Source organism: Streptomyces ovatisporus, assembly GCF_042653885.1.
Lineage (GTDB): Bacteria > Actinomycetota > Actinomycetes > Streptomycetales > Streptomycetaceae > Streptomyces > Streptomyces ovatisporus.
In genome coordinates this window covers 590785-616289 of sequence record NZ_JBHSFH010000003.1, presented here as the reverse complement: position 1 = coordinate 616289, position 25505 = coordinate 590785, and the positions used below count along the sequence as shown (strand labels likewise).

The following is a 25505-nucleotide window of genomic DNA, read 5'->3' as shown; positions in this document are numbered from 1 at the left end:
ACACGTGCGGCATACATATCAGTGCCCCCTGCGCTGGTCGGACATGGACGCCTACGGGCACGTCAACAACGTCGTCTACCTCCGCTACCTGGAGGAGGCGAGGATCGACTTCATGTTCCGGGTGGCGGAGGAGTCGGTGCGCAGCTCAGGGGCGGAAGTGCCCTTCCGGGGCGGCTGTGTGGTGGCCAGGCACGAGATCGACTATCTGCGTCCGCTCTTCCACCGGCACGAGCCGGTGACGGTCGAGACGTGGGTGACGAAGCTCAACGCGGCCTCGGCGACCCTCGCGTACGAGATAAAGGACGCCGGGACGGTCCACGCACGCGCCACGACCGTCATCGTCCCCTACGACCTGAAGGAGGAGCGCCCACGGCGGATGACCGCAGACGAACGGGCGTTCCTGGAAGGCTATTGCGATGACAGTGCGTCAGCGCCTCGTATTCGCTGACCCCGGGGAAGCAGCGGGACTCGACGCGTTTCTCCGGCGGCTGCTGCGCTGGGAGAAGAACGCCGCCGTCCGCATCCAGGCGGGCGGCGGCGTCGCAGGGATCTTCGCGAAGCCCGCACGCTTCGAGGTGGTGGCCGTGCGTACCGGGCGGCTTCTGGAGCCGGCGGAGACGGACGCCACCGTCTCCGCGGGCGAACTCCTCGAAAGCCTCGACGAACCTGCCGAGGCCTTCACCGTGCCTTCCCCGGTGACCGGCCCGCCGTGGACGGGCGTACTGCCTCCACGAGGCGGCTGGGAAGCCTTCGGCGAGGTGCCGGCGGACGCGGTACGCGCGGTCGCCGGCGCTGCTGTTGCCGAATTCCGGGAGCGGGCCGAGCAGTTGAAGCAGCCGGACCGTACCCGCGAGAAGCTGGACGCGCTGGCCGAGGAGATCTGGTCCCGCCCGCTGGGCAGGACGTCTCTTCCGCTGCGCGCCGCACACGCCGCCTTCGCGCTGGGATTCCTCGCGAGCGACGAACCGCTGGGTCTGCTGAGGACGGGCTCCTGGCTGCGGCTGCGCACACCAGGCGGTTCGGTGGTGGTGCGGCAAGGTGGCGGGAAGGGGCAGGGGTTGAGCGTCACCCCTGTCTGACCCCGGTACGACGTCCCGCTCTCCCGTACGAGGCTTCGGCGGCGCACTGGAATGCCGTGCGCCGCACCGCTGGTCTGGCTGGTCCGCGCTGCTCCGGGGCAGGTCGCTCCCGGGCTCCGGCTACTCCGCGGTGTTGATCATGGAGTTGGCGGCGTACACGAGGTAGTCCCACAGCTGCCGTTCGTGCTCGGGAGCCAGTTCGAGGCTGTCGACGGCGTCCCGCATGTGCTTCAGCCACGCGTCGTGAGCCGCCCTGTCGACCTTGAAGGGCACGTGGCGCATGCGCAGCCTCGGATGACCGCGGGTTTCGCTGTACGTACGGGGACCGCCCCAGTACTGCATGAGGAAGAGCCGGAGCCTTTCCTCGGCCGGGCCGAGGTCCTCCTCCGGGTACATCGGGCGAAGCACCGGATCCTCGGCGACGCCCTGGTAGAAGCGGTGCACGAGCCGTCGGAACGTCTCCTCGCCGCCGACCTGCTCGTAAAAGGTCTCCGTCTGCAAGCTGCCGCGCCGAATCTCCATCACGCCTCCATGGTGGCAGATGCTCCGGCCGAGGCCGCTGGTCCTACGTCCCTACGTCCCCACGTCCCGGTGGCCCCCGGCCCCGGCCGGCAGGTGTGCGGGTGCGTGGGACGGTGAGTCTCTTCTGCCGGACCGGTGCACCTGTCGCCCCCGGCGCATCTGCCGGGCTCAGGCGTCGTCCCACCGGAAGAGGCGGGAGGCGATCAGTGTGACCACCGCGGCGAACAGCAGCAGTCCGCCCATCACGGGCAGCGCCGCTCCCCAGCTCTCCCCCCTGCTCAGTACGGACTGCATGGCCTCCGCGAGGTGCGTCAGCGGCAGGAAGCCGGAGACGGCGCGTACCCAGTCCGGCGCGATGTCCAGCGGGAAGAAGGAGCCGGAGAGGAAAGCCATCGGCAGGACGATCAGCTGGGCCAGCCCGTTGGCTGCCTCCTCGGTCTTCGCCCAGGAACCTATGAGCAGCCCTATCGACATGAACGCCAGAGTTCCGCAGGCGACCAGCGGCAGGCAGAGCCACCAGTACCCCGTCAACTGGAGCCCGTACACGGGAAGTGTGGCCAGACCGACGAAGACGCCTGTCTGTGCGAACGCCAGAGCGAGATTCACCCCCACCCTCGCGCCGACGACCGAGCCCGCGCTCACGGGCGACAGCCACAGCCGCCTCAGGATGCGCTTCTTCCGCCAGCTGACCAGGTTGAAGGCCGAGCCGAAGACCCCGCCCATGGCCACGGCCCAGCTCAGCAGCCCAGGCGTGAGGAACTGGATGGGCTTGACAGACTCGTCCTCGACCTGTCGCGGGGCCAGCCGGTAAGCAGGAGGGCGGCCACTCGCTTCCTGATTCGCTTGCTGCACCACCGAGTTCACCAGGGCGCGAACGTTTCCTGCCCGGGAGGAGTCGGCGGCCGAGTAGCGCAACTCGACCGCCTTCCCGCCGCGCTGGAAGACGGCGGCGTCCACGTCGCCCTTCCGCACCTCCGCCAGGGCCTCCCGCCGGGCGTCCGCCGAACCGTCGGTCTTCTCGATCTCCAGCACGTCGCGGAGTCCGGCGCGCCGGCCGTCCGTCATGCCGTCGAACACTTCGACGTCTCCGACCTGGACGACCTTCGCCCGGGGCGTCGAGTCGCTGCTGAACAGCGCTCCGAACATGGCCAGGAACATCAGCGGGAAGACGAGCATGAAGAAGACCGCGGCGCGGTCGCGCAGCAGCCCCAGAGCCATGGCGCGGGAGAGGCTGAGAAAGCTCTTCATTCGCGGTACTCCCTCCCCGTCAGCTGGAGGAAGACGTCCTCCAGAGACCGCACCCCCAGCTCCTCGATCAGCTGCGCGGGAGTGCCCACGCGCAGGATCCGGCCGTCGTCCATGACCGCGACGCGGTCGCACAGCACCTCGGCCTCGTCCATGTAGTGCGTCGTCAACACGACGGTGCGGCCCTCGGAGTTGATCGCGCGAAGCAGGTCCCAGAGGTTGCGGCGCGCCTGCGGGTCGAGGCCCGTGGTGGGTTCGTCGAGGAAGACGAGCTCGGGGTCGTGCACGAGGGCGCACGCGATGGAGAGCCGCTGAGCCTGCCCTCCTGAGAGCTTGTTCTCCCGCGTCCCGCCCTTGTCGGTCAGTCCGACGGTCTCGAGCATCGCGTCGGCGCGGGCCGCGGGGACGCCGTACAGGGAGGCGAAGGTGTGTATCTGTTCCCGGGCGCTGAGGCGCTCGAAGAACGCGGACGCCTGCAACTGCACCCCGATCCGCCGCAGCAGCGCCGGGTTGCGCGGCCAGGACGGCTCGCCGAGCAGCCTGGCGGTGCCCTCGTCGGGCTCGCGCAGTCCCTCGACGATCTCCAGAGTGGTTGTCTTCCCTGCCCCGTTCGGCCCGAGGATTCCGTAGAACTCCCCGTGCCGCACCTCGAAGGTCACGCCGTCGACGGCCTGTGTCTCGCCGTAACGCTTGCGCAGTCCTTCCGCGGTGATCGCGTCGTCCGTCATGGGCGGAGGCTAGAGGCTGAAGGTCACCTTCCGGCCTCGCGTGCAGCGCAACAGCGCAGCACAGTGGAGACATGCCTGGTGCTCCGGACCTCCTGAGGCAGATCGAGGCGAGCGGTGCTCTGACCGACCCCGCGTGGAAGGCCGCGTTCGCCGGGGTGCTGCGGGAGCTCTTCGTGCCGTACTACTACGTGACCGGCCCGGACGGTGCTCCACAACGGCTGTGGCGCGACGATCCGCACCCCGAGATCCGTTCCCGCTGGCTGGCAGGGGTGTACGACGACGTCCCACTGGCCACGCGAGTCCGCGACGGTGAACTGGTCTCCTCCAGCAGCCAGCCCTCGCTGATGGCGCGCATGCTGGAGGCGCTGCAGGTCCACGACGGCATGAACGTGCTGGAGATCGGCGCCGGATCGGGCTACAACGCAGCACTCCTCGCGCACCGTCTGGGCGATGGGCACGTGACCACCGTCGATGTGGATCCCGCCATCACCAGCGCCGCCCGCGAGCACCTCGCGGCCGCCGGCCACCGGCCGCGCGTCGTCACGGGTGACGGCAGGCGGGGCGCCCCGGCCCACGCGCCCTACGACCGCATCATCGCCACATGCGAGCTGTCCTCCGTGCCGAGCGTCTGGCTGAGCCAGTGCACAACCGGGGCGCTGGTCCTGGCGCCGCTCGGCACGGGCCTCGTCAGTCTTCGGGTGACAGATGAGCAGCACGCCAGCGGACGCTTCCACGACCTCCCCGTCTTCTTCGTTCCGCTGCGCGGGGCAGGGCCCGCGCAGCCGAAACCGCCGGTGCGGCGGGGGATCCCGCGGCACGCGCAGCGGAACGACTCCTTCCAGTTCCTGTTCGGTCTGACGGCGGGCTTGATGGAACCGCACGAGGTCTACGAGCTGTGGCGCACGACGGGACGTCCTGGGCGGGAGCGCTACGGGGTGACACTCCGCAAGGGTGAGCAGTGGGCATGGCTGGACAGCCCCGATGGACCCTGCACCTGGCCGTTGGCGGGGGACTGAACGGTCGTACGTCCGGACAGTGGACGGCACCGGCGGTGCCCCGCTGTGTGCAGCGAGACAGCACCAGCCCCTCCCCTTCCCGGCGGTGGTGGGGCTAGCTTCGACGGGATGCTCAGCGGTCTGCCCTTCCTCACCCTGCTCGGCGGCGCCGTGCTGCTCGGCTCGTCGGTGCAGCGGATGAGCGGCATCGGTTTCGGGCTTCTGGCCTCACCCGCGCTCGTGCTGCTCATGGGGCCGGTGGAGGGCGTCGCGCTGGTCAACTGTGCGGGCGTCGTCATCGGTGTCGCCGGGCTTGCGACGACGTGGCGGCAGGTGCGGCTGCGCACCATGGTGCCCCTGGTCGCCGCCGCGGCAGTGACCGTGCCGCTGGGTGCCTGGTTCGCTCTGCGGCTGCCGGAACCCGTACTGCTGACTGTTCTCGGCGGCCTCATCACAGGGGCGGTGCTGCTGGTGATGCTGGGCGCACGCGTGCGCGCGATGCACGGGACGGGTGGCGCCGTGGCGGCAGGCGCGGCAAGCGGCTTCATGAACTCCGCCGCAGGCACCGGCGGGCCGGCCCTCTCCCTGTACGCCGTGAACGCGGGCTGGAGCGCGAGGGAGTTCGTGCCCAACGCCCAGTTCTACGGGCTCGTCGTCAACCTTCTCTCTGCCCTCGCCAAAGGGTTTCCGCACCTCGCGCGTCCCGCCTGGCTGATGGTCGCCGTCACCATGGGCGCCGGCATCCTGCTGGGCAGCGCTCTCGCCGCCCGTACGCCCGAGAACGGGACCCGGCGCCTCATCCTGGGCCTCGCACTGGCCGGGGGTGTGGCCACGGTGACGAAGGGACTGTGGCTGCTGCTGGCGTGACTGCCCGCCCCGTCCACGGCGTCCGCCCGCTCCGTGGGCGGGGGAACCGGACCCCGGCCGGACGCGTGATGACGAGTTGACGGCGCAGCGGCCACGGGCAGATCGCGATCCGAACAAGATCCCTGCCGAAACGGTGTGGCCGACGATCCTCGTGGCCATACTCTGGCGGACGGCTCCGAACCCGCAGCGACAGCCGGGTCGCACAAAGTAGGCGCGGGGGAGGGCCGGCAGCTGACAGGGGGAGGGTTCCGAGCCGTGACACAGCCGCTCGCGCAGCAGGCGCCGCCGTCCGGCTCCGCGCCCCGTGGTGGCGACCGCCCGGGGAATGCCGACGTCGGTCACGCACCGGAACGTCGCGAACATGCGCGCGGCGAGCTGCTGTTCGCGGCCGTCGGACCTGCGGTGACGGCGCTCACGTCCCGGCCGGACCGTCGTCCCACGCCGACGGGCGGGCGGACAGTCGCGGCCGTCGCCCGACGAGTCGACCGGCGGCGACATCAACCGGGCGGCAGAAGGGAAGTAACCCTCGCCGCCGAAACCCGGGCAACGGGACTCACGGGGACGGTGGGCTGAGAGCGCGACCGACGTTCGGACGACGACCGGCAGCAGACCACGACGGAAGCAGTGAGGTGATCGATGGGGCCCGCTGGACCCACCGGCCCGGTGATGAGCCGGGAGGAGGTCGACCGTGCTCTGGAGCGGCTGACCGCTGAACACGAGGCGGTCGAGTCGTCGCTGCTCGCGCTTCAGGACCATGCCGGCCGCCGCCTCCTGGAAGGCGCGCGGCTCACCGGCACGACCGCTCACCGGTGGGCGCAGGCCGAGGCTGCCATCACCCAGCTGTGGAACGTCTTCGAGACCTACAGCGCGGCTCTCGGCAAGGCGCAGGAGGTGCGCGAGCGCCGCCGCTGGCCCAGCCGGGAGGACCTCGTCGAGCTCACCCGGCTGCTGCGCGGCACGCACACCGTTCCGGGGAGCGCGCTCAACGCGGGCGGCTCCGGTGCCGGACCGGACACGGTGGAAGGCGCGCGGCTCTCGGAGGACGTCACGCTGAGCGGTCTCGTCGAGTGGATGAACACCTGGTACGCGCGGGCCCTCGACGTGGTGGCGGCGGCCGACTCGGTCTGGTCGGCCCTCCCCGCCCGGATAGACCTGCTCGCGGCCGAGCTGCGGCGGGTGCAGTCGCTGGCGCACTCCGTGGGCGTACGCCCCGGTGAACATCCGTCGGGCGACGACCTGGAGCAGACCACTGAGGAACTGACCGCGCTGCGGGCCGAAGTCGTCGCCGACCCGCTCGCCTTCTGGATCCCCGCCGGGGGCAGCAGCGCGCCGGGCGGCGGCAAGCCCGACACCGAGCGCTACGACCGTGCGGCCCGCGCCCTGGAGGACGTCCGCCGCGAGATCGACGCCGTTCTGAACGTGCGCCAGGACTCCGAGCAGCGGCTCATGCGGCTGCGCGACGTCCTCTCCCGCGCGGACCGTACGCTCGCCGAAGCACGGGCGGCGCGCGGTGAGGTGCTGGCGAAGATCGCCGCATCCGAGGTCCCGGCGGTCAGCGGGCCCCCGACGGCACTGCAGGAACAGCTGTCGGCGGCAGCCGAGTACCGGCGGCACTCGCAGTGGCACCGCCTCTCGCCGCTGCTGGAGGGTCTCGAACAGCGGGCGGAGGACGAGCTGGAGCGTGCCCGGGCCCAGCTCTCGGCCGTCACCGCTCCACTCGCCGTACGGGCGGAGCTGCGGGGCCGTCTCGACGCCTACAAGGCGAAGGTGGCCCAGCACGGCAAGGCTGAGGACCGGCTGCTGATCGAGCGGTACGACGTGGCCCGCAGGATGCTGTGGAGCGCGCCGTGCGACCTGCGGGCGGCCGAGGACGCGGTGCTGCGCTATCAGCACGCGGCGCAGGAGGTCCTGGCTCCGCGGCAGGGGAATCCCGCCCGGGCCGAGGGGATGGCGGAGTCGTGAGCACGGCGCGGGGCGGTGCGGGGCCGGACGCGGGCCCGGAGGAGCCGTCGCTGGAGCCTGTCCTGCCGGTGCCGGTGCCGGTGCCAGTGCCGGTGTCTGTGCCTGTCGTGCGTAGGCCCCCGGGGGGCGCACCATATGAACCGCCGCTCGACGGTCCGCGCGCCGCGGCGCGCGACGCCGAGCGGTCCCGGGGCGCCGCGCTCGGCGCCTCGCGGGGAGAGACGCTGACCACCGCGGGGTCGGTCAGTGCGCCGGACCGTGCGCCCGCAGGCCCCCGCGTGCGCCAGGCGCGTACCGCTGTGCGCGAGGCGGGACGGAGGGTGTCCCGTTTCACGGATGTACGGAACGCCGCCCGGCGGCAACCGGGACGGGTCAGGTCTGCGTCCCGGGCTATGAGGCTCGTACCGCCTGCTCGCCAAGCTCGTGCAGTCCGGCACCGAGAGGATCGAACCGGTGGAAGCGGGGTAACCCGTTCCACCCCAGGACGTGGGTGTGACGATGCTTGATCAACTGTCCGCATGCCCCAGCTGCGCAGAGCCGCTGGAGGAAGGCGACCGCTTCTGTGGTGCGTGCGGTGCCGACCTGACGGCGGGGCGTGCGGCGCCCGGCGCCGGCGCGCAGCGGTCCCCGGCCATGGGCGGTCATACTCCGCCGCCGGTGCCTCCGGCCACGTCGTTCACCGGGCCCGTCCCTCCGCCGCCCCCGGCGCCGCCCGTGCCGCCGCTGCCGGAGTTCCGTACCGCCGCGACGCCGCCCGCCAACGCTCCGGGGGCTCCGCCCGCACCCCCTGCGGTCGTTCCGGGCGCTCCGGCCGGTCCGCCGCCTGCTCCGGCGGGTCGGCCGACACCGCCCGGTCCCTCGGGTCCTCCCGGTCCTTCGGGCCCTCCCGGGCCTCCCGGTCAGTCGTGGGGTGTTCCGTCCGTCCCTCCGGCTCCGTCTGCGGGCGCCCCGGGTGCTCCGCCCGCTGCTCCGCCGGCCGCCCCGGCCGCCGAGGAGGACTTCGCGCTGCCGCCCGCAGACGCCGGACCGGCCGCACCTCAGGCTGCCGGTGCACCGTACGGCCGGGCTCCGTACGGCACCCCGCAGCCCGAACAGCGATACGAGCAGCAGCCGCAGGCGGGACCGCCCTCGTACGGGCAGCCGCATCCAGAGCAGTACCCGCACGGGCAGCCGCACCCCGATCAGCCCCACGCCCAAAGCCCGAGCGCGTCTGCCTCCGTGCCGGAGTCAGGGCTGCCGGACGAGGCCGATCCGCGCTCCGCCGATCCGCGCGTCCTGCGCGACGACCCCCCGCAGGCAGCAGCGGGGGCCGCCGACCCGGCAGGGACGTCCCCCTCGGAGTCGTCCGCGACAGCGGACACGCTGCCCGCGGCGCTGCCCCGGTGCGTCGCCTGCGACACGGGCGCCGTCGACGACGACGGCTACTGCCAGCACTGCGGCCACAAACAGCCGCGCGAACGCGACCACATGGAGTGCGAGTTGCCCTCCGTGGCGGCCGCGAGCGACCGCGGCCTGCGTCACCACCGCAACGAGGACTTCTTCGAGCTGTACGAGGCGGCAACGCCGCAGGGGTCCCCCGCGACCATCGCCGTGGTCTGCGACGGTGTCTCCTCGGCCACCCGGCCCGACGACGCCTCGGCCGCCGCCGCGCGGGCCGCGAGCGCCTCCATGCGCGAGGCCCTCCCGCAAGGCACACCGCCGCAGCAAGCGATGCACAGCGCACTTCTGGCAGCAGCGGAAGCGGTCAACTCCCTTGCCGCCGAAGGCCCCAACGAACCTTCGAAGAACGCTCCGGCCTGCACGATCGTCAGCTCGCTCACTGCGGACGGCATCCTGACGGTCGGATGGATCGGCGACAGCCGCGCCTACTGGGTGCCCGAGGACCGGTCGGCGCCGCCGGCCCGGCTGACCGAGGACGACTCATGGGCGGCGCAGATGGTCGCTGCCGGGCTGATGAGCGAGGACGAGGCGTACGCCGACGTACGGGCTCACGCGATCACCGGCTGGCTCGGTGCTGACGCATACGAACTCGACCCGCACACGGCTTCGTTCAAGCCGGACGGTCCGGGCGTCGTGGTGGTGTGCACGGACGGACTGTGGAACTACGCGGAGTCCGCCGAGCAGATGGCGGCGGTGCTGCCGCCCGACGCCGGCGAACGGCCGCTGCAGAGCGCCCGGCGCCTGGTCGGTTACGCCCTGGACGGCGGCGGCCACGACAACGTGACGGTGGCCGTCGTCCCCTTCCGGATGACGGCGGCCGGCCCGGACGCCTCATGACGGCAGTGCCGCGACGTCAGCGCTGCGACGGCAGTCACGTGCGGGCGGACCGACGTCGGGGACGACACGCGAGTGACAAGACTCCGGCGCGGTGACACCGACCTGAGGAAGGCGCCGGAAGACGGGGGAGAGGGGCCGCACACGCCGGGGAGCGCCACGAGTGCACGGGCGCGCCCCGCGGCACCCTCCGACTCCACGCCCCACCCAGCTACGGAGCAGGAGCGCACCAGATGGCCGATTTCGCCGAGTTCGACGCACCGCGGTTCTCCGTGGACGTCTACCAGAACGAGTACCTGCCGGAAGGTGCGCGGGAGGTCGACGCGATAGTCACCGTCACGTCGAGGCCGGGAGGTACGACACGGAGCCTGCCGCTGTCCGGCACCGGCACAGGCGCACCGTCCCCGGCGCACGGCGGCTCGGTCCGTACGGACGCCGCGGTCGTGATCATGATCGACGCGTCCGGCTCGATGGACTATCCGCCCAGCAAGATGCGCAACGCCCGCGACGCCACAGCCGCCGCGATCGCCACGCTGCGCGACGGCGTCTCCTTCGCGGTGGTCGCCGGAACCCACGAGGCCGAGGAGATCTACCCGGGAGGCGGCAGTCTGGCCGTCGCAGGTCCGGAGACGCGGGGCGAGGCCGGGAAGGCACTGCGCAAGCTCCAGGCAGGCGGCGGCACCGCCATCGGCAACTGGCTCCGGCTGGCCGACAGGCTGCTCACCGGGTCGGACGCCGCCATCCGGCACGCCGTCCTGCTGACCGACGGACGCAACGAGCACGAGGAACCGGAGCGGCTGAAGGAGGCACTCGACGCCTGCGCGGGCCGCTTCACGTGTGACGCGCGGGGGGTGGGCACCGACTGGGACGTCAAGGAGGTCACCGGCATCGCCTCGGCCCTCCTCGGGTCCGCCGACATCGTCGCCGACCCCGACGGCCTCACCGCCGACTTCGAGCAGATGATGCAGAACGCCATGGGCAAGGAGGTCGCCGACGTGGCGCTGCGCCTGTGGACACCGCAGGGCTCGTCGGTCAAGTTCGTGAAGCAGGTCGCACCCACGGTCGAGGATCTGACCGGCCGCTGCACCGCGGCGGGCCCGCGCGCCGGCGACTACCCCACCGGTTCGTGGGGGGACGAAGCCCGCGACTACCACGTCTGCATCGAGGTGCCGGCGGCCGAGGTCGGGCAGGAGATGCTGGCAGGCCGGGCCGCGCTGATCCTGCCCGCAGCCGACGGCGGCACTCCGCAGACGCTCGCGCAGGGCCTTCTGCGAGCGGTGTGGACGGACGACATGGCTGCCGCCACCTCCATCAACGCGCAGGTCGCGCACTACACGGGCCAGGTCGAGCTCGCCCAGGCGATCCAGGAGGGGCTCGACCTGCGCAAAGTGGGGGACGAAAAGGGTGCAACGGCAAAACTCGGGCGGGCAGTTCAGTTGGCGCACGATTCCGGAAATGCGGATACTTCGAAGTTGCTTTCGAAGGTGGTGGACGTGGTCGACGCCCCGACCGGTACTGTTCGGCTGAAGGCGAAGGTTGCAGACGCCGACGAGATGACGCTGGAGACGCGGTCCACGAAGACGGTCCGCGTGAAGAAGTAGCAGACCCGCGAGGGACGTACCTCGGGTACGGAAGTCCAGGAGCACAAGGGGGAGGCACTCACCATGCCGACTTGCCCGAACGGACACCAGTCGGCGGCCGACGACTGGTGCGAGGTATGCGGACACCGCATGGCCGACGCGTCCGCCGCACCCACTGGTGCCCCACAGCCGCCCTCCCCGCCCGCTCCGTCGGCACCCGGAGGCGGCTACGGCTACCCCGGCCCGCAGGTACCCGGCGGGCCCGGCGCTCCGGTGCCTCCCGGGCCGCCGCAGCAGCAACAGCCGCCGCAGGGGTACGGATATCCCGGTCCGCAGGTGCCCGGTGGTCCGGGTGGTCCGCCTCAGGGCGGTCCCGGTCCCGGTCCCGGTCCCGGTGTGCCCGGTCCCGGCCCGGGTGCGCCCGGAGCTCCCGGCCAGCACTCCCCGGGTGAGACGTGCCCGCAGTGCGGCAAGCCCCGCGACGGCCAGGCGCCCTTCTGCGACGGGTGCAGCTACAACTTCCTGACGCACTCCCCGACGGCGTACGCGCAGCCGAACCAGCAGCAGGGCGCCTTCCCACAGCCCGGTCAGCCCGGTCAGCCCGGTCAGCCCGGTCAACCCGGTGGCCACTTCGGGCATCAGGCACCGCAGGGGCCTCCCGGTACGCAGGGCGGGCAGCAAGGGCCGCCACCACCACCGCCACCGCCCTTCCCCGGCGCCGGGCCGTCACAGGGCGGTCAGGACCGTCCGTACGAGTACGAGAACGCGCAGCCCTCCCACCAGATGAACCGCCCCGGGGAGCAGGGCGTCCCGGATCCGCAGCAGGGTCCCGGCGGTTATCCGCAGGGCCCGGGTCAGCCGCCGGGGCCTGGATTCCCCCAGGGAGGGCCGGCCCAGTCCATGGGCGGCCAGCCGATGGCCCCGCCGGCGCCGGGCGGACCGCAGCAGCCCGGTCCGCCGAGCGGTGACTGGACGGTTCCGCCGGCTCCCGGCGGCCCGGGGCAGCAGGGACAGCAGCCGCCCGGCCCCCCGCAGCAGTTCCAGCCCCAGCCGCCCGGTCCGCCCCAGCAGCAGGACCAGTCGCAGCAGGGGCACCTCGGTCAGGGCCAGCCCGGAGCGGGGCAGCCCGGTCAGGGCCAGCCCGGGCCGGGCCAGCCGATGCAGCAGCCCGGCAACGGCTCGTGGGTGGCGGTCATCGCCCCCGACCGTGAGTACTTCGCCGCGATGATGGACCGCAGCGGTCCCGAGGCCTCCAGCCTCAACCTGCCCGCGTACTCGCCCGAGCAGCAGCTCCCGATGACCGGCAACCAGATCACCATCGGCCGCCGCCGTCATTCGACAGGCGAGTCACCGGACATCGATCTGGCGCGTACACCGGAGGACCCGGGCGTCTCCCACCAGCACGCCGTGCTGGTGCAGCAGCCGGACGGAAGCTGGTCGGTCGTCGACCAGGACTCCACGAACGGCACCACGATCAACGGAGCCGAGGACCCCATCCAGCCGTTCGTGCCGGTCCCGCTCAAGAGCGGCGACCGCGTCCACGTCGGCGCCTGGACGACCATCACGGTGCACCGCACCTAGCGCACGTCGTTTGGGCTTCGTGGGCTCGCGACGCCTGGCACGCCCATGTGCCGCGCTGCCGGAGTCGCCCGAGTACGGCTCAGCACGAGGGCGATCCTCCGCCTGGCATCTGGACGCACCGGACGCCGCTCGCCGGCCCACGAAGATCTGAATGGCGCGCCCCGGTGCCAACCCGGCAGGGCTTGCCCGTCGCGGACCAGGCACGACGGCGCTGTGCGAACGACTGCCCGGCCCGCTGAGCGCGGACCGGGCAGCTTCACACCGGTGACAGTTCGCAGCGGTGGCTGAGCAGGTTGCCCAGCAGGCCCTTGCTGTCGCCGTCCTTGAAGGCGCGGGCTGTCCCGCTCAAGTGCCCGTCCCCGCCGCGCAGTTCAAGTGCCAGCAGAGGACTGTTGAGCAGCGCGTCGGCGGTCGGCAGCTGCACCGGGAAGACGCCCAGCAGATCGAAGCTGTCAGAAGCGCTCGTCCGGCCTGTGGCGCGTTCGTCTGCCACCTCCAGTTCGGCGCGTCCGTCCGGCAGTACGCGCAGGGCCGCCGGAAGATCCGCGTCGGGGGTGCGGATGCTGCCCGCCCATGAACCGTGCGGCAAGCCGGACGTACGGCTGGACGCCGGGAGAGCGGGAGTGATCTGGGCGGGGTCGAAACCCGGAACGAGCGTGCGCAGCATGTGCTGTACGACCTCGTCGCGTGCCCCCTTGCCCGTGGAGTTGGTCAGCACCGCGACGGAGAGATCCTGTTCGGGGACGAACGCCGTCATCACCGCGACACCGCCCATGCTGCCGCCGTGGCTGCGGATCTCAGGGCCGTCACCGGAGGAGACGCACCAGCCGAGGCCGTAACCCAGACGGGAGTTGACGGGCAGGGCGTCGACGGCCGCGGCAGCCGTCGCCGGTTTCAGCAGACTCCCGCAGGACTGCGCGAACAGGGCGACTTCGGACGCCGTCGCCCACCCCAGAGAGGCCCCCGGGTGGCTGGAGTCGCACTGCGGGGGGTAGGCACGGCCGTCGACCGTGTAGCGCACTGCAGCCGGGCGAGCCGTTGCGCAGGATCCGGATGCTCCCGCCGGGCCGGACGGGAACGAGGGGCCCAGGTGGAAGCCCGGGAGCCCGAGCGGACCGCAGACGCGCTCCTGAAGGAACCGGTCCAGTGACTGTCCTGCGGCCGACTCCAGCAGTTGCCCCAGAGACCGGTAGCCGAGGTTCGCGTACTCGAACGCACTGCCCGGACGGCGGTGCAGCTGCGTGTAGCGGTCGGCGTCGATGCGGTGGTGGTCGCTGTCGCCGTAGTGGAAGTCGTAGTGGGCGGCGAGACCGCCGCGGTGCTGCATGAGCTGTCGCACTGTCGGCGCGGCCCGGCCTGCTTCCGGGGTGAGGGGGCGCAAGGGTACGGGCGCATCCAACTGCAGCAGCTTCTCGTCGGCGGCCAGACACACGGCGGTGGCGGTGAACGGCTTGGTCACCGAAGCGAGGGCGTACGGCGTGCCGGGAGTTGCGGGAACCCGAGCTTCGGCGTCCGCCCACCCGTAGGCCCGCGCGAGTGTCACTTCGCCGTGCTCGGCCACAGCGACCGAGACGGAGGGACAGCCGTGTTCTTCGAGGACCGAGGCGCACAGCTCGTCCAGCCGGCCTGCCCCGTTCAACTCGCGTGCTGCGTCCGGCCTGTTCGCCATGTCCTGCCTTCCGTCGTCGGTCACGCGTGCGGCTGTCTGTGCGGGCGTTCGTGCGTACTTGCGTCCGTGTGCACCTGCGTCCGCGCGCACTCGGACGCCCGCGCGTGCGCAGGAGCGTGCTGCGCCGAGCGTCAGGTGTAGTGCGCGCGGAGCTTCGCGTGAGCACCATGCGGAGCATCCGCACGGTCCAGGGCCAGCAGGGCGGAGCCCAGGACGGGCGGGGCGGCGACCACGTGCGGCGTGGCCATCGGTGCGACGGCGGCGAGCTCCCGTGTGAGGCGGTCGTGGAGGAGCGGGTGGCGGGCCGCGGCGACGCTGCCGCCGAGGAAGACGGGGGTCTCCGTCGTGAGCAGGTCCAGCCGGGCCAGGGTCACGGAGACCATGGAGACGATCTCCTCGGCCTGCCGGTGCACGAGGGTGCGAGCCACGGGATCGCCGGCGGAGGCCACGGTGAAGAGGAGCGGTGTGATCTCGTGCGTACGCGTACGCGGCAGGTCTCCCATGTGCAGGGCCTCGATGAGGGCGTACATGGAGGGGAGGCCGAAGTGACCGGGCAGGGCCCGGGCGAGCTGGGTGGGCTCACCCCGGCCGTCCTCCGCCCGGGCGGCGTACCAGATCGCCTCGCCCGACAGTCCGCCTCCGCCGCCGAAGTCGCCCGAGAGACGGCCGAGGGCGGGGAACCGGTGGGTGTTGCCGCTGCCGTCCTGGCCGACGCAGTTGATGCCCGCACCGCAGACGACCGCGACTCCGTGCTCCACCGAGCCGTCGTCGGGGAGTCCTGCGCGGAGGATGGCGAAGGTGTCGTTCGCGACGTGTGTGGTGCGACCCCAGCGGCGTGCTGCCAGGGCCGCTGCCAACTCCCTCTCCTCGCGCGGCAGATCGGCGTTGGCGAGGCAGGCCGAGACATGCGCCACGCGGGGTGGGGCCTGCGCGGGGTGCGACGGCGCTCCGGTGGCCGTTCCGGCCCTGTCTGCCGGTTCTGCCCCGTCTGCCGCTTCTGCCTGGTCGAGCGCCTGTGCGACCGTCTCCGCCAGCGCGTCCACCGCCGTGACGGTGCCCACCGAAGGTGGCTGGAAGCCGCCGCCGCGGGCGCTGCTCAGCACGCTCCCGTCGTGGGAGACGACCGCCACGTCCGTCTTGCTGTTGCCCGCGTCGATGGCGAGACAGGCAGAGGTCAGAGCCACGCCAGATGCTCCCTGTTGTGCGCGAGCAGCCGGTCGGTCAGGGCCTCCGCCTCCCGGTACTGACCGACGAGAGGGTGTGCCAGCAGCGCGTCGAAGACCCTGTCACGCCCTCCGCGCAGCGCCGCTTCCAGCGCCAGATCCTCGTATGCGGTGACGTGTGCGATCAGGCCCGCCATGAGCGGCCCGACGGCCGGCGCGGGCAGCGGCACGGCGCCCGTCCCGCTGACGGCCGCAGGCACCTCCACCACTGCGTCGTCGGGCAGGAAGGGAAGGGTGTCGTTGTTGAGGACGTTCACGACCTGTACGTCAGCCGACGGACTCTCCTCGGTCTCCCTCCCGAGCAGCGACGCGGCCAGTGCGACGGCGGCCTCCGAATAGAACGCACCGCCCCGGCGGCCCAGCAGGGCCGGCTTCCCGGTCAGTGAGGGATCGCGGTACATCTCCAGCAATTCCCGCTCGATGGCGGCCACTTCCGCTGCCCGCGAAGGCTTCGTACCGAGTTCTTCGACGACCTCGTCGTGCCGGTAGTAGTACCGCAGATAGGACGAAGGGACAGCGCCCAGCCGCTCCAGGAGGAGCTGCGGCATCTGGAGGAACTCGGCGAGGGCGGCACCGTGTTCGTCGAGCAGCTGCGGCAGTACGTCCTTGCCCTCGGGTCCGCCCAGTCGCACGCCGAGTTCCCAGGTGAGGTGGTTGAGCCCGTAGTGGTCGAGGTGGACCTCTTCCGGGGCGACCTGCAGAAGCCCCGCGACCTTGCGCTGCATGTGGATCGCCGCGTTGCACAGTCCGACGGCCTTGTGGCCTGCCTGCAGCAGCGCGCGGGTCACGATGCCGACGGGGTTGGTGAAGTCGATGATCCAGGCGTCGGGGTTCGTACGGCGCACACGCTCCGCTATGTCCAGGACCACGGGGACGGTGCGCAGCGCCTTGGCGAGTCCGCCCGCGCCTGTCGTCTCCTGGCCGACGCAGCCGCACTCCAGCGGCCACGTCTCGTCCTGCAGGCGTGCGGCCTGTCCGCCCACGCGGAGCTGGAACAGTACGGCGTCCGCGCCCTCGATCCCGGCATCGAGTTCGGCTGTGGTGGTGACGGTTCCGTCGTGGCCCGCCTCGGCGAAGATCCGGCGTGCGAGGCCGCCGACCACGTCGAGCCGGTCGGCTGCGGGATCGATCAGTACCAGCTCGCTGACGGGCAGGGTGTCGCGCAGCCGCGCGAAACCGTCGACGAGTTCGGGCGTATAGGTGGAGCCGCCACCGACCACTGCGATTCGCATGCGTCTGCGGATTCCTTCCTGTAGGGAGATGCGGGCCGGTAGGGAGATGCGGGTGCCGACAGCGGCTGACCGGACCGGGCGGCGAGGCGGGCGGTAGGGGCGGAGGGCCGGTGCGGGCGTGGACCGGCCGTCACGGTGCACGGGCCGCGGTGGTGTCGAACACCTCGTCCCGCGTGGTGATGAGTGCGCTCTGGAGTGCTCCGTGCAGTACGGGATGTTCCGTGACGGTGCCCAGCAGCAGCGGAGGTCTCGGAACGGTGAGTTCGTCCAGTTCGGCCTGGATCAACTCGCGCAGCGGTTCGCCCCCCGCGGTGAGGACACCCCCGGACAGCACGATCAACTGCGGATCGAGCACGGAGACCATGGCCGCGAGTCCGACAGCGGTACCGCTCGCGAAACGGTGCAGCAGTTCGCTGTTGGGGCCGGGGCGACTGCCGGGGCGCCTGTCGCTCCATGCTCCGGCTCCGGCCCTGACCCCCGTCCCCGTCGCGGGAGCGTTACCGGTTCCGTGCTCGTTCCCGTCGGCCGGGCCGTCCGCTGAGGGGGCCCGCTCCCCTTCGGCCGCCACGACAGCGCGCGAGACGAGACCCGCTGCCTTCTCGTGGAGGCAGGCGTCCGGATCGTAGGGCAGGCCGAGTTCGTGGGCCCAGCGCAGTACCGCGCCGGCGCCGGCCAGCGCCTGGAAACCGCCGCTGTTGACGTGCCCGGGGTCCCGTACGAGGGGCGTTCCCGGCACCGGGAGGAAGCCCACTTCCCCCGCGCCGCCGGTGCGTCCGCGGTGCAGCCGCCCCGCGATGACGAGCGCGGCCCCGATGCCCTGTTCGTTCCACAGCAGGACGAAGTCCTCGCGCCCCTTCGCCGCACCGCTCTGCTGCTCGGCGACTGCGACGAGGTTGACGTCGTTGTCGTAGTCGAGCGGTATCGGCAGTGCTGCGGCCAGTTCCTCCAGCAGGGTGGGGGAGTGCCAGCCCGGCAGATGTGACGCGTAGCGCAGCCTGCCGGTGCTCGGGTCGAACGCCCCCGGGGTGCCGATGACGAGGCGGTGCAGCTCCGACCGGTGCACACCCGCTGCTTTGGCCGCGCCTTCCACGGCCCGTACGACACACTCCGCGGCGCTCTGCCGGTGCTGCTCATCCCCCTGTCCCCTTCGCCTTCTCTGTCCGTGCGGCGGCGTGGGCAGTTCAAAGGTGCCCGTGACCCGTCCGGTGATGTCGGCGACTCCGGCGAGGATGCGGGAGGTGGTGACGTCCACCCCGGCGACGTATGCGGCGTGCGGATTGACGGCGTAGAGCTGCGCGTTGGGCCCGGGGCGGCCCTCGCTCCTGCCGGTGACCACGACGAGGCCCGCGGCCTCCAGCCGCGCCAGCAACTGCGAGGCTGTCGGCTTGGACAGCCCGGTCAGTTTGCCGATGCGTCCCCGCGAGAGCGGTCCCTCGGACAGCAGCAGGTCGAGCGCGGCACGATCGTTCATCGCCCGCAGTACGCGTGGGGTCCCCGGTGTCATTCCGGCCATCTGTGCTGCCTCCGCCCTGGCTCACGCCGGGCACGCAGGCACCGGAACAGGGCACTGTTAGGAGTCTTTCCTATTCCGGGGACAGTAGGGCCCCGCATTCGACCGCGTCAATGCACTGGGCAATGCACCGGGCGATGAACCAAGGGGGCGATGATCCAAGGGGGCGACGGGAGCAGAGGACGCCGGCGGTCACCCTGGGGCGGTCGCCTGCTCGTGAGGCGTCCTGTTGTTGCGGCTCGCCCCGCGTCCCGCGCCCCGTCGACTACTTCCCGGCCTTCTGCAGCGGCACGCGGTCGCCGCCCTCCTTGCTCTCCCCGCCGAACGCGGCGTCCGCAGCTGCCTCCGCCCGCGCCGCCTCCAGCGCCAGCGACTCCTCGTCCACGCTCTCGATGCCCCTGCGGTCCAGCGCCCGCTTGATCCGCCAGCGCAGCTCCCGCTCCACCCCGAGCGCCTTGCCCGGCATGGTCTTGGCCGACACCCGGATGACCATCGAGTCGAGCGTCACGGAGTCCAGGCCGAGCACTTCGACGGGCTCCCACAGCAGCTCGTTCCAGGGCTCGCTCTGCCCCAGCTCCTCACCTGCGCAGACGATGGCCGAGCGCACCTCGTCGAGGTCCTCCCCGGCGCGCACCTGCACGTCCACGGCGGCGGTGGCCCAGCCCTGACTGAGGTTGCCGACCCGCTTGATCTCGCCGTTCCGGATGTACCAGATCTCGCCCCCGTCGCCGCGCAACTGCGTCACCCGCAGCCCGATCTCCAGGACCGTGCCGGAGACCTCCCCGACGTCGACGCGGTCACCGACGCCGTACTGATCCTCCAACAGCATGAAGATCCCGGCGAGCAGGTCCGTGACGACGTCCCGCGCGCCGAAACCGAGGGCGACACCCGCCACACCGGCGCTGGCCAGCAACGGGGCCAGGTTGATGCCGAGGTCGGAGAGCACCATCAGCAGCGCGGTGCCGATGATCACGAAGGAGGCGATGCTGCGCAGCACGGAACCGATCGCCTGGGAACGCTGTCTCCGTCGCTCGCCGCTCACCAGCAGGCCGCGCAGCGCGTTGGCGCTGTCCGCGGCTTCGGCCCTGCGGTTGACGCGCTTGATGAGTCTGCTGATGGAGCGCCGTATGACGTAGCGGAGCGTGACCGCGATGACCGCGATGAGCAGGATGCGCAGACCCGCCGCGAGCCACGACGTCCAGTTCTCCCCGATCCATCCGGCGACGTCGAGGGCGGAGTTCTGGGCCTCCTCCAGGGAGGCGGGGGCGTCCGGCGTGCCTCCGCTCCCACCGTCCATCGGGGCCGTGCGGAGTGAGAACGACGGGGCGGAGCCGATCAGCCGGGACACAGCAGAACCTTCCGTGCAGGGTCACTTCGCTCGCCGCCACAGACTCGCGGGCGCGCCAACCACACTAACGGCGCAGGACGTTCACAACTCGCGGCCCGGTTCGGCAGGGGCTTTTTCCGGCCGCGGACCCACCCCTCCCGTGACGCGCATTCCACCATCGTGACTGTTCGCGGGAGGGACGGGGAATTCCTGGAGAGGTGAGAGGTGTGGTTGAAAACACGCTCAGTGCGTTACCTGGTCGTGGTGGCGGATCGGCCAGGGCACGGGACACACTGAGAACAGATCGTCCCGGCGCGAGCCACGCGCCGCAGACGTACAAGGAGGCACCGTGCCGCATGTCCTGGTCCTCAACGCGTCGTACGAGCCGCTGGGCGTCGTACCGCTACGTCGCGCGCTCATCCTCGTGCTGAACGACAAGGCAGTCAGCATCGAGGAGTCCGGCGCCCTGATGCACAGCGCAACCCGTGTGATACCCGCACCGAGCGTCGTACGGCTGAAGCGTTTCGTGCGGGTCCCCTTTCGCGGTGCGGTCCCGCTCACCCGCCGGGCGCTCTTCGCCCGTGACGGCGGCCGGTGCGCGTACTGCGGTGGAGTCGCAACCAGCGTCGACCACGTCATTCCGCGAAGCCGCGGTGGACAGCACACCTGGGAGAACGTCGTGGCGGCCTGCCGCCGCTGCAATCACGTCAAAGCGGACCGTCATGTCGCCGAGATCGGCTGGAGGCTGCGGCATCAGCCTGCGCCGCCATCGGGACTGGCCTGGCGGATCATCGGCACGGGTCATCGTGATCCGCGCTGGATGCCGTACCTACAGCCGTACGGCGCGGACGACGCCCTCGCCCGGATCGAAGGCAGAGCGACTGCCTGAGACCGGGCCTTGTTGTTGCCGGGCGTTGTCGGTCGTTGCGATGGTTGCCGGTCGTACCAGCGGGGTCCCCGGACTGTCCGTCCAGTGCGGGGGCATCCGCCGTGCCGCAGCGCCCGGCAGGCGCTCACGGTGCACGGCCGGCTCCGGGCCCCGCGCCCCGGGCCGCGGGCGCTTCAGTCGTCCCGCGAACCCTCCTCCTGCACGGCGTACGCCTCGATGCTCCAGAGCGAGTAGCCGAAGCGGGTCGCCCGCTTGTCTCCCTGCACGCGCACGTACCGGGTGTCCCCGGGCGCGTCCATGCGGACCGACTCCCGTCCCCCTCGTCCGTCCCGCACGGTCGCCGCGGTACGCCACCGCTTGCCGTCCGGTGAGACCTGCACGCGGTAGCGCTCGGCATGGGCGTCCTGCCAGTGCAGCACCACCTCGCCCAGCCGCGTGGGCTCCCGCAGCTTCAGCTGCAGCCATTCGCCGTCCTCGGCCGGCGAGGACCAACGCGTGTCCTTGCGGCCGTCGTTGGCGGCGGAGGCCGGGAAGTCGGACGTCTCGTCCCCGGACGACGCGGCCTCGGCGCCGCGCGCCAGATCGGGGCCTCCCGTGCGGGGGAAGGCCCGCACGGTGAGAGTGCGCCGCTCGTCCCCGAAGGTGACCGGGATCCTGTAGCTGCCGGGCTCGACCGACTCGTCGGCCTCGATCTCCACGGGTACCTCGGCCGCGCCACCCCGCGGTACGACTGTGCGGTCCGGGATGCGGACGGTGAAACCGTCGGGGGCCTTGGCGGTGACCCGGCCGCGTACGTCGGACGGGCTCAGTGCGCGCAGTTCGGCGGTGGCCTCGCCCTTGCCGCCGCCGATGGGTGCGTAGATCTCGTCCTTGGCCAGGGAGAGCGACGCGTCCGGACTGTCGGCGTACCAGGGGGTGATCTCGTGCACGACCGGCTCGTCGGAGCCTTCCGACCAGGCGAGACGCAGTGCGTCCGCCCGCAGACCGTCGGCCTCCGCCTGTGTCCAGCCGCTGCTGGAGAGCGGCCCGAGATAGCGCCAGCCCTTGCCCGGTACGTGCACTTCCACGCGGGCGCGGGTGCCGGAGCCCGGCCCCGTCTGCACGGTGACGGCCTCCAGCGGCCTGCGCTCGGGCAGCTGCACGGTCAGCGCCGGAGTGCCGGAGGGACCGCCGTTCCTGTCACCTCCGGGACCGTTGTCCGACGGTGCCCCGGGACCGTCGGACGTCCCGGGGGGAACACTCTGGTGGAGTCCGCCCGGCAGTGACGCTCCAGGGGCCTGGGGGCCCGGTGCGAAGTACCCGGTGGCGGGAGCTGCTTCTGCCCGGTACGCGGTGTCCGGGTCGCCGTCGACAGCGGCATCCGCCGGGGAGCCGGGGCGTGCCGTGGGACCGCCCTGTGCCGTGTGGTCGCCGAACGCCTTCTGCCGTACGCCCGTCCAGCTGTCGGAGGTCTTCAGGGCCCGCTTCTCGAAGTCCTCGAGCACGCCCTTGCCGACCACCGCCGAGGCTTCCTCGCCGTCGGCCATCAGCTTCTTCAGCGCCAGCCGCGCGTCCCACGCGGCCCCGCCGTCGCCACGTGCCTGTGCGGTCAGCATCGCGACGGCCTGCTCGCCCGCCTCGCCGTGCCTGGCCAGTTCGTCCAGCCAGGCGGGCACTTCGCGCGCCAGCGACCCGGGTACGCGCTCGCGCGCGGTGCGCATCGTGCGGAAGGAGTCGCGGAGCTGCGCGGCGGCGCGCTGAAGTCGCTTGCCGTCCTTCTTGCTCTTGCGGGCGTCCGATTCGTAGGCGTCCCAGAATTCCGCGAGCAGCGGCCGGAGATACGCTGACTCCTCGCCGCCGAGCACCGAAGAGGCGTCGTTGCCGGCGAGCGCGTGCACGGCATCGCGGGCCGCGTCGCCGCGGCCGTCCGCCGTGGACCCGCCGGCGTCCGCCACATCGTCGACGGCCGCCTGCCAGGACTCCTGCGGGCGGTAGCCCTTCGCGTTCCACGCGTAGTCCGCGGCGGTGAAGAGCGGGATGCGGGAAGCGGTCGGCTGCTTCATCGCAGTCGTCAGCAGTGCCGCCGAACCCGCGGCGACGGCGGGTTCCCTGCCGCGGTAGGGACCGAGGAAGAGACGGTCCTTCGCGTAGTCGTTGACGGGGTAGTTGTCCATGGTGACGAGCGGATGCTGGTCGAACGCCGAGCGTGCCGTGGTCAGTTCACGGCCGGTGATCGTGCGGGGCACCACTCCGACACCCGTCCACGCCACCTCGACACCGGGGGAGAGCTTCCCGGCCAGCGCCGTGCGGTACGCGGTGGCGCCGTCCTGGTAGAACTCCGTCGGCATGACGGACAGCGGGGCCACCCCGGGGTGCCGTTCGGACAGGTGACGGGCGACCTCGTTGGCCAGTTCGGCCTGCGCCCGCGCGGCGGCCTCCGGCCCCGAGCCGTACTTCTGGGCGTCCTCGTCGCAGTGCCACTCGCTGTAGCTGACGTCCTCGAAGCTCAGCTGGAACGCGCCGAAGCCCAGCGCCCGCATCGAGTCCAGCTTGCGCAGCAGCTTCCTGCGGTCCTCCGCCGAGGAGAAGCACAGGCCCTGCCCCGGTGAGACGGCCCAGCCCAGTGTCACGTGGTTGCTCTGCGCACGCTTCGCCAGGTCGCGGAATTCCTCGCGCTGCGCGGCCGGGTAGGGGTCACGCCAGTGCGCCGCCTGCCGGTACGGGTCCTCGGTGGATGCGTAGAGATAGCGGTTCTGCTTGGTACGGCCGAGGAAGTCCAGCTGTTCCAGACGCTCCTCGTGCGACCACGACTTGCCGTAGAAGCCCTCCGTGATGCCGCGGACCGCGGATGCCGGCCAGTCCCGTACGGTCACGCCCGCGAATCCGAGGCTTCCCTTCCGGGGCTCCCCCTTCTGCTCCGACGCGCCGTCGCGGCCCTCGCGCTCGGCGCGCATCGTCAACTGCCGCAGCGTCTGCACCGCATGGAAGAGGCCGGGACCGTCGGTGCCTTCGAGCGCCACGGTGTCGCGCCCGTCCGCCCGCCCGACTGCCAGCCGGTATCCGCCGCGCGGCAGGTCGCCCCGTGGCGGCGCCTTCATCTCCCGCAGCGCCGCTGCGGCCGAGGCACTGTCCGCACGTACGACCAGGCCGCGTCCGGGCAGCGGCTGTCCGGGACGTACCTCGTTCACCGTTCGTGCGCCCGCCTCCTGCAGAGTGCTGCGCAGGGCGTCGAGGGCGGCGTCGTCGGTCCTGTCGTCCGAGACGATCGTCACGTCGCGTCCGACGGGAACGAACGAGCCGCGCTGCTCCAGCGACTGCGGACGCGGCCACACGGACGGTGCGCCGTCCTGCGCCTCCCCGGCATCGTCGGCACTCTTCGAGGGGGCTCCGTCCGCGCCGGGCGGCGGAGCGGCCTGCGCCGAGGGCAGACCGAGCAGTCCCCCGACGACGGCTGCGGTGAGCGCCGTCGCGCCCGCCCTGCGCCGTGCTCTGTCTCCGTGCGCCGCTGCGCCCACCACTTCCTCCCCGACGCCGCAGTCCCTCGCCGCGCGTCTCAGGTCCGTCACGTTCGTCCGTCACATCCGAGAGCCGGCCGCGCCTACTCCTCGCTCGTCCGGTCGTTTCACCGTCACATCGCTCACCGGAGCTGAACAAGCGGTCCGCGGGGCACACTTCGGAAGGAGAGCCCATCACCGTCGCGCTCGGCGTGTCAACGCGAAGTGCCCGAAGTGAGGCCGTACTGCGATTGGTTGACGTCCCACCCCCGCTGGACGCATACCGCTGCGGTGCCGGTTCCGCGACAGTCGTACGCGGGCCTGGCCGCCTTCGTACTTCCCGGCGAGCGCGCGGACAGTGACCGCACCGTCGCTCCGTGCCGCCGCCCCGGTGTCGTCTCCCGCGTCATCTCCTGCGCACGCACGGTGAGCTGGCGCGTTCGCGCCCTTGTGGTGGAACGAGAGAAGGCCCACTCCGCAAGGCGTCGAGTGGTGAACGTCAGAGGGGGACCTGTAAAATTTTGTGCGACACACCCTGCTGACCAGGTGTCCCTTCGCCTCATGGCGGTCCGTACGGGCAAATCGCCTGTCACGGGAGAGTGACCTCCGCCACGTTCCGCCCCCGGGCACGTCTGCGCACGGCTCGACTGGGTAGGGCCAATTTCTGACCATCCGACGTCAACGAACGGAGGCCCGCCGTGGCCGCGTCCGCTGAACTCCTCGCAGTGCTGACCCCGCTTCCGAAACAGGTGCTCACCAAACAGGTGCTCTCGAAGCAGCAGGCACTCTCCAAACAGGGGCACGAGCCGGTAGACCTGTCCGGAGTGTCCGACCCCGATTCCGGACTGGACGGCTCGTGCTCATGCGGCTGCTTCGAGGCGCCGCTCACCTCCGAACCGCCTCTGGCGGACGTCGCCCCCCTCACCAGCGAACCGCCGCTCGCCGAGCTGCCGCTGACGAGCGAGCCCACCGGCACCGGATTCGGCACGGACAACTCCGGGATCTGACGGCGGTCGTCTGCCGGCCCGACAGCACCGGCCCCGGCCGACCCGGCGGAGCGGTGCTGTCAGCCGTCGGTTATGTTGACCGGGTGAGCGAGGTCAAGAAGAACACTCTGCGCACCGGCACTGTCGCCGCCGGTGCGACGCTGATGCTGCTGCTGTCGTCCCCCGCCTTCGCCGCGGGCCGTGACGACGGTGAACAGCCGGGCCCCGGACTGAGCGTCGTGGAGACCCTCGGCCTGTTCGTCGCCGCCCCCATCGTTCTCTACCTGCTGATCGCGGGACTGGTGATGGTGGGCTCCAGGGGGAGCAAGAAGCACAGCTGAAGCGGCGCCGGCGGGACGTGAG

General features: G+C 71.7%; 20 protein-coding genes. 11 read left to right on the top strand and 9 right to left on the bottom strand.

Annotation, left to right across the window (positions count from 1 at the left end; genetic code table 11):
* Positions 1-4 precede the first annotated feature (4 nt).
* Positions 5-448 (top strand): acyl-CoA thioesterase, encoded by a 444-nt coding sequence (locus tag ACFPA8_RS04270; RefSeq protein WP_386442422.1) that lies wholly within the window; start codon positions 5-7, stop codon positions 446-448.
* On the top strand, positions 417-1079 hold the full coding sequence (locus ACFPA8_RS04265; RefSeq protein ID WP_386442419.1) for a DUF8185 domain-containing protein: 663 nt from the start codon (positions 417-419) through the stop codon (positions 1077-1079). The genes ACFPA8_RS04270 and ACFPA8_RS04265 overlap by 32 nt, the downstream gene beginning before the upstream one ends.
* Positions 1080-1199: 120 nt before the next feature.
* Here the strand turns inward: ACFPA8_RS04265 and ACFPA8_RS04260 are convergent, their stop codons facing one another.
* The 3 genes from ACFPA8_RS04260 to ACFPA8_RS04250 form a co-directional block, all read right to left on the bottom strand.
* The gene (locus tag ACFPA8_RS04260; RefSeq protein ID WP_386442416.1) at positions 1200-1601 is read right to left on the bottom strand and encodes a globin; all 402 of its coding nucleotides are present in this window, start codon (positions 1599-1601) and stop codon (positions 1200-1202) included.
* Between the two features lie 168 nt (positions 1602-1769).
* Positions 1770-2849: an ABC transporter permease gene (locus tag ACFPA8_RS04255; RefSeq protein WP_386442413.1), complete on the bottom strand. Its 1080-nt coding sequence runs from the start codon at positions 2847-2849 to the stop codon at positions 1770-1772.
* The gene (locus tag ACFPA8_RS04250) at positions 2846-3574 is read right to left on the bottom strand and encodes an ABC transporter ATP-binding protein (protein ID WP_386442410.1); all 729 of its coding nucleotides are present in this window, start codon (positions 3572-3574) and stop codon (positions 2846-2848) included. The genes ACFPA8_RS04255 and ACFPA8_RS04250 overlap by 4 nt, the downstream gene beginning before the upstream one ends.
* 71 nt (positions 3575-3645) lie before the next feature.
* Here ACFPA8_RS04250 and ACFPA8_RS04245 point away from each other — a divergent pair, with 71 nt between their 5' ends.
* The 6 genes from ACFPA8_RS04245 to ACFPA8_RS04220 all read left to right on the top strand — a co-directional run bounded on the left by ACFPA8_RS04245 (position 3646) and on the right by ACFPA8_RS04220 (position 12833).
* Positions 3646-4590 (top strand): methyltransferase domain-containing protein, encoded by a 945-nt coding sequence (locus tag ACFPA8_RS04245; RefSeq protein WP_386442408.1) that lies wholly within the window; start codon positions 3646-3648, stop codon positions 4588-4590.
* Between the two features lie 108 nt (positions 4591-4698).
* Positions 4699-5436 (top strand): TSUP family transporter, encoded by a 738-nt coding sequence (locus tag ACFPA8_RS04240; RefSeq protein WP_386442405.1) that lies wholly within the window; start codon positions 4699-4701, stop codon positions 5434-5436.
* Positions 5437-6072: 636 nt separating this feature from the next.
* Complete coding sequence (locus ACFPA8_RS04235) at positions 6073-7398, top strand: coiled-coil domain-containing protein (RefSeq protein ID WP_386442402.1); 1326 nt, start codon at positions 6073-6075, stop codon at positions 7396-7398.
* Positions 7399-8616: 1218 nt separating this feature from the next.
* Complete coding sequence (locus tag ACFPA8_RS04230) at positions 8617-9675, top strand: PP2C family protein-serine/threonine phosphatase (RefSeq protein ID WP_386442399.1); 1059 nt, start codon at positions 8617-8619, stop codon at positions 9673-9675.
* A 230-nt stretch (positions 9676-9905) separates the two neighbouring features.
* On the top strand, positions 9906-11273 hold the full coding sequence (locus ACFPA8_RS04225) for a vWA domain-containing protein (protein WP_386442397.1): 1368 nt from the start codon (positions 9906-9908) through the stop codon (positions 11271-11273).
* 63 nt (positions 11274-11336) lie between these two features.
* Positions 11337-12833 (top strand): FHA domain-containing protein, encoded by a 1497-nt coding sequence (locus ACFPA8_RS04220; protein ID WP_386442394.1) that lies wholly within the window; start codon positions 11337-11339, stop codon positions 12831-12833.
* A 256-nt stretch (positions 12834-13089) separates the two neighbouring features.
* Here the strand turns inward: ACFPA8_RS04220 and ACFPA8_RS04215 are convergent, their stop codons facing one another.
* The 5 genes from ACFPA8_RS04215 to ACFPA8_RS04195 form a co-directional block, all read right to left on the bottom strand.
* Positions 13090-14526: a serine hydrolase domain-containing protein gene (locus tag ACFPA8_RS04215; protein ID WP_386442391.1), complete on the bottom strand. Its 1437-nt coding sequence runs from the start codon at positions 14524-14526 to the stop codon at positions 13090-13092.
* A gap of 107 nt (positions 14527-14633) precedes the next feature.
* On the bottom strand, positions 14634-15686 hold the full coding sequence (locus ACFPA8_RS04210; protein ID WP_386442388.1) for an N-acetylglucosamine kinase: 1053 nt from the start codon (positions 15684-15686) through the stop codon (positions 14634-14636).
* The gene (locus ACFPA8_RS04205) at positions 15677-16957 is read right to left on the bottom strand and encodes a 6-phospho-beta-glucosidase (RefSeq protein WP_386442385.1); all 1281 of its coding nucleotides are present in this window, start codon (positions 16955-16957) and stop codon (positions 15677-15679) included. Before ACFPA8_RS04205 ends, ACFPA8_RS04210 begins: the two co-directional genes overlap by 10 nt.
* Positions 16958-17087: 130 nt before the next feature.
* Positions 17088-18470: an ROK family transcriptional regulator gene (locus ACFPA8_RS04200; protein WP_386442383.1), complete on the bottom strand. Its 1383-nt coding sequence runs from the start codon at positions 18468-18470 to the stop codon at positions 17088-17090.
* A gap of 262 nt (positions 18471-18732) precedes the next feature.
* Positions 18733-19764, bottom strand: coding sequence for a mechanosensitive ion channel family protein (locus ACFPA8_RS04195; protein WP_386442839.1), 1032 nt, complete (start codon positions 19762-19764; stop codon positions 18733-18735).
* Between the two features lie 379 nt (positions 19765-20143).
* Here ACFPA8_RS04195 and ACFPA8_RS04190 point away from each other — a divergent pair, with 379 nt between their 5' ends.
* A complete protein-coding gene (locus ACFPA8_RS04190; RefSeq protein WP_045863392.1) occupies positions 20144-20683 on the top strand; it encodes an HNH endonuclease in 540 nt (179 codons plus the stop codon).
* A gap of 173 nt (positions 20684-20856) precedes the next feature.
* Here ACFPA8_RS04190 and ACFPA8_RS04185 read toward each other — a convergent pair whose 3' ends face one another.
* Positions 20857-24177, bottom strand: coding sequence for a beta-N-acetylglucosaminidase domain-containing protein (locus tag ACFPA8_RS04185; RefSeq protein WP_386442836.1), 3321 nt, complete (start codon positions 24175-24177; stop codon positions 20857-20859).
* A gap of 677 nt (positions 24178-24854) precedes the next feature.
* Between ACFPA8_RS04185 and ACFPA8_RS04180 the strand changes: the two genes are divergently transcribed.
* The gene (locus ACFPA8_RS04180; RefSeq protein ID WP_386442381.1) at positions 24855-25163 is read left to right on the top strand and encodes a hypothetical protein; all 309 of its coding nucleotides are present in this window, start codon (positions 24855-24857) and stop codon (positions 25161-25163) included.
* Between the two features lie 83 nt (positions 25164-25246).
* On the top strand, positions 25247-25483 hold the full coding sequence (locus ACFPA8_RS04175; protein WP_386442853.1) for a hypothetical protein: 237 nt from the start codon (positions 25247-25249) through the stop codon (positions 25481-25483).
* Positions 25484-25505 lie beyond the last annotated feature (22 nt).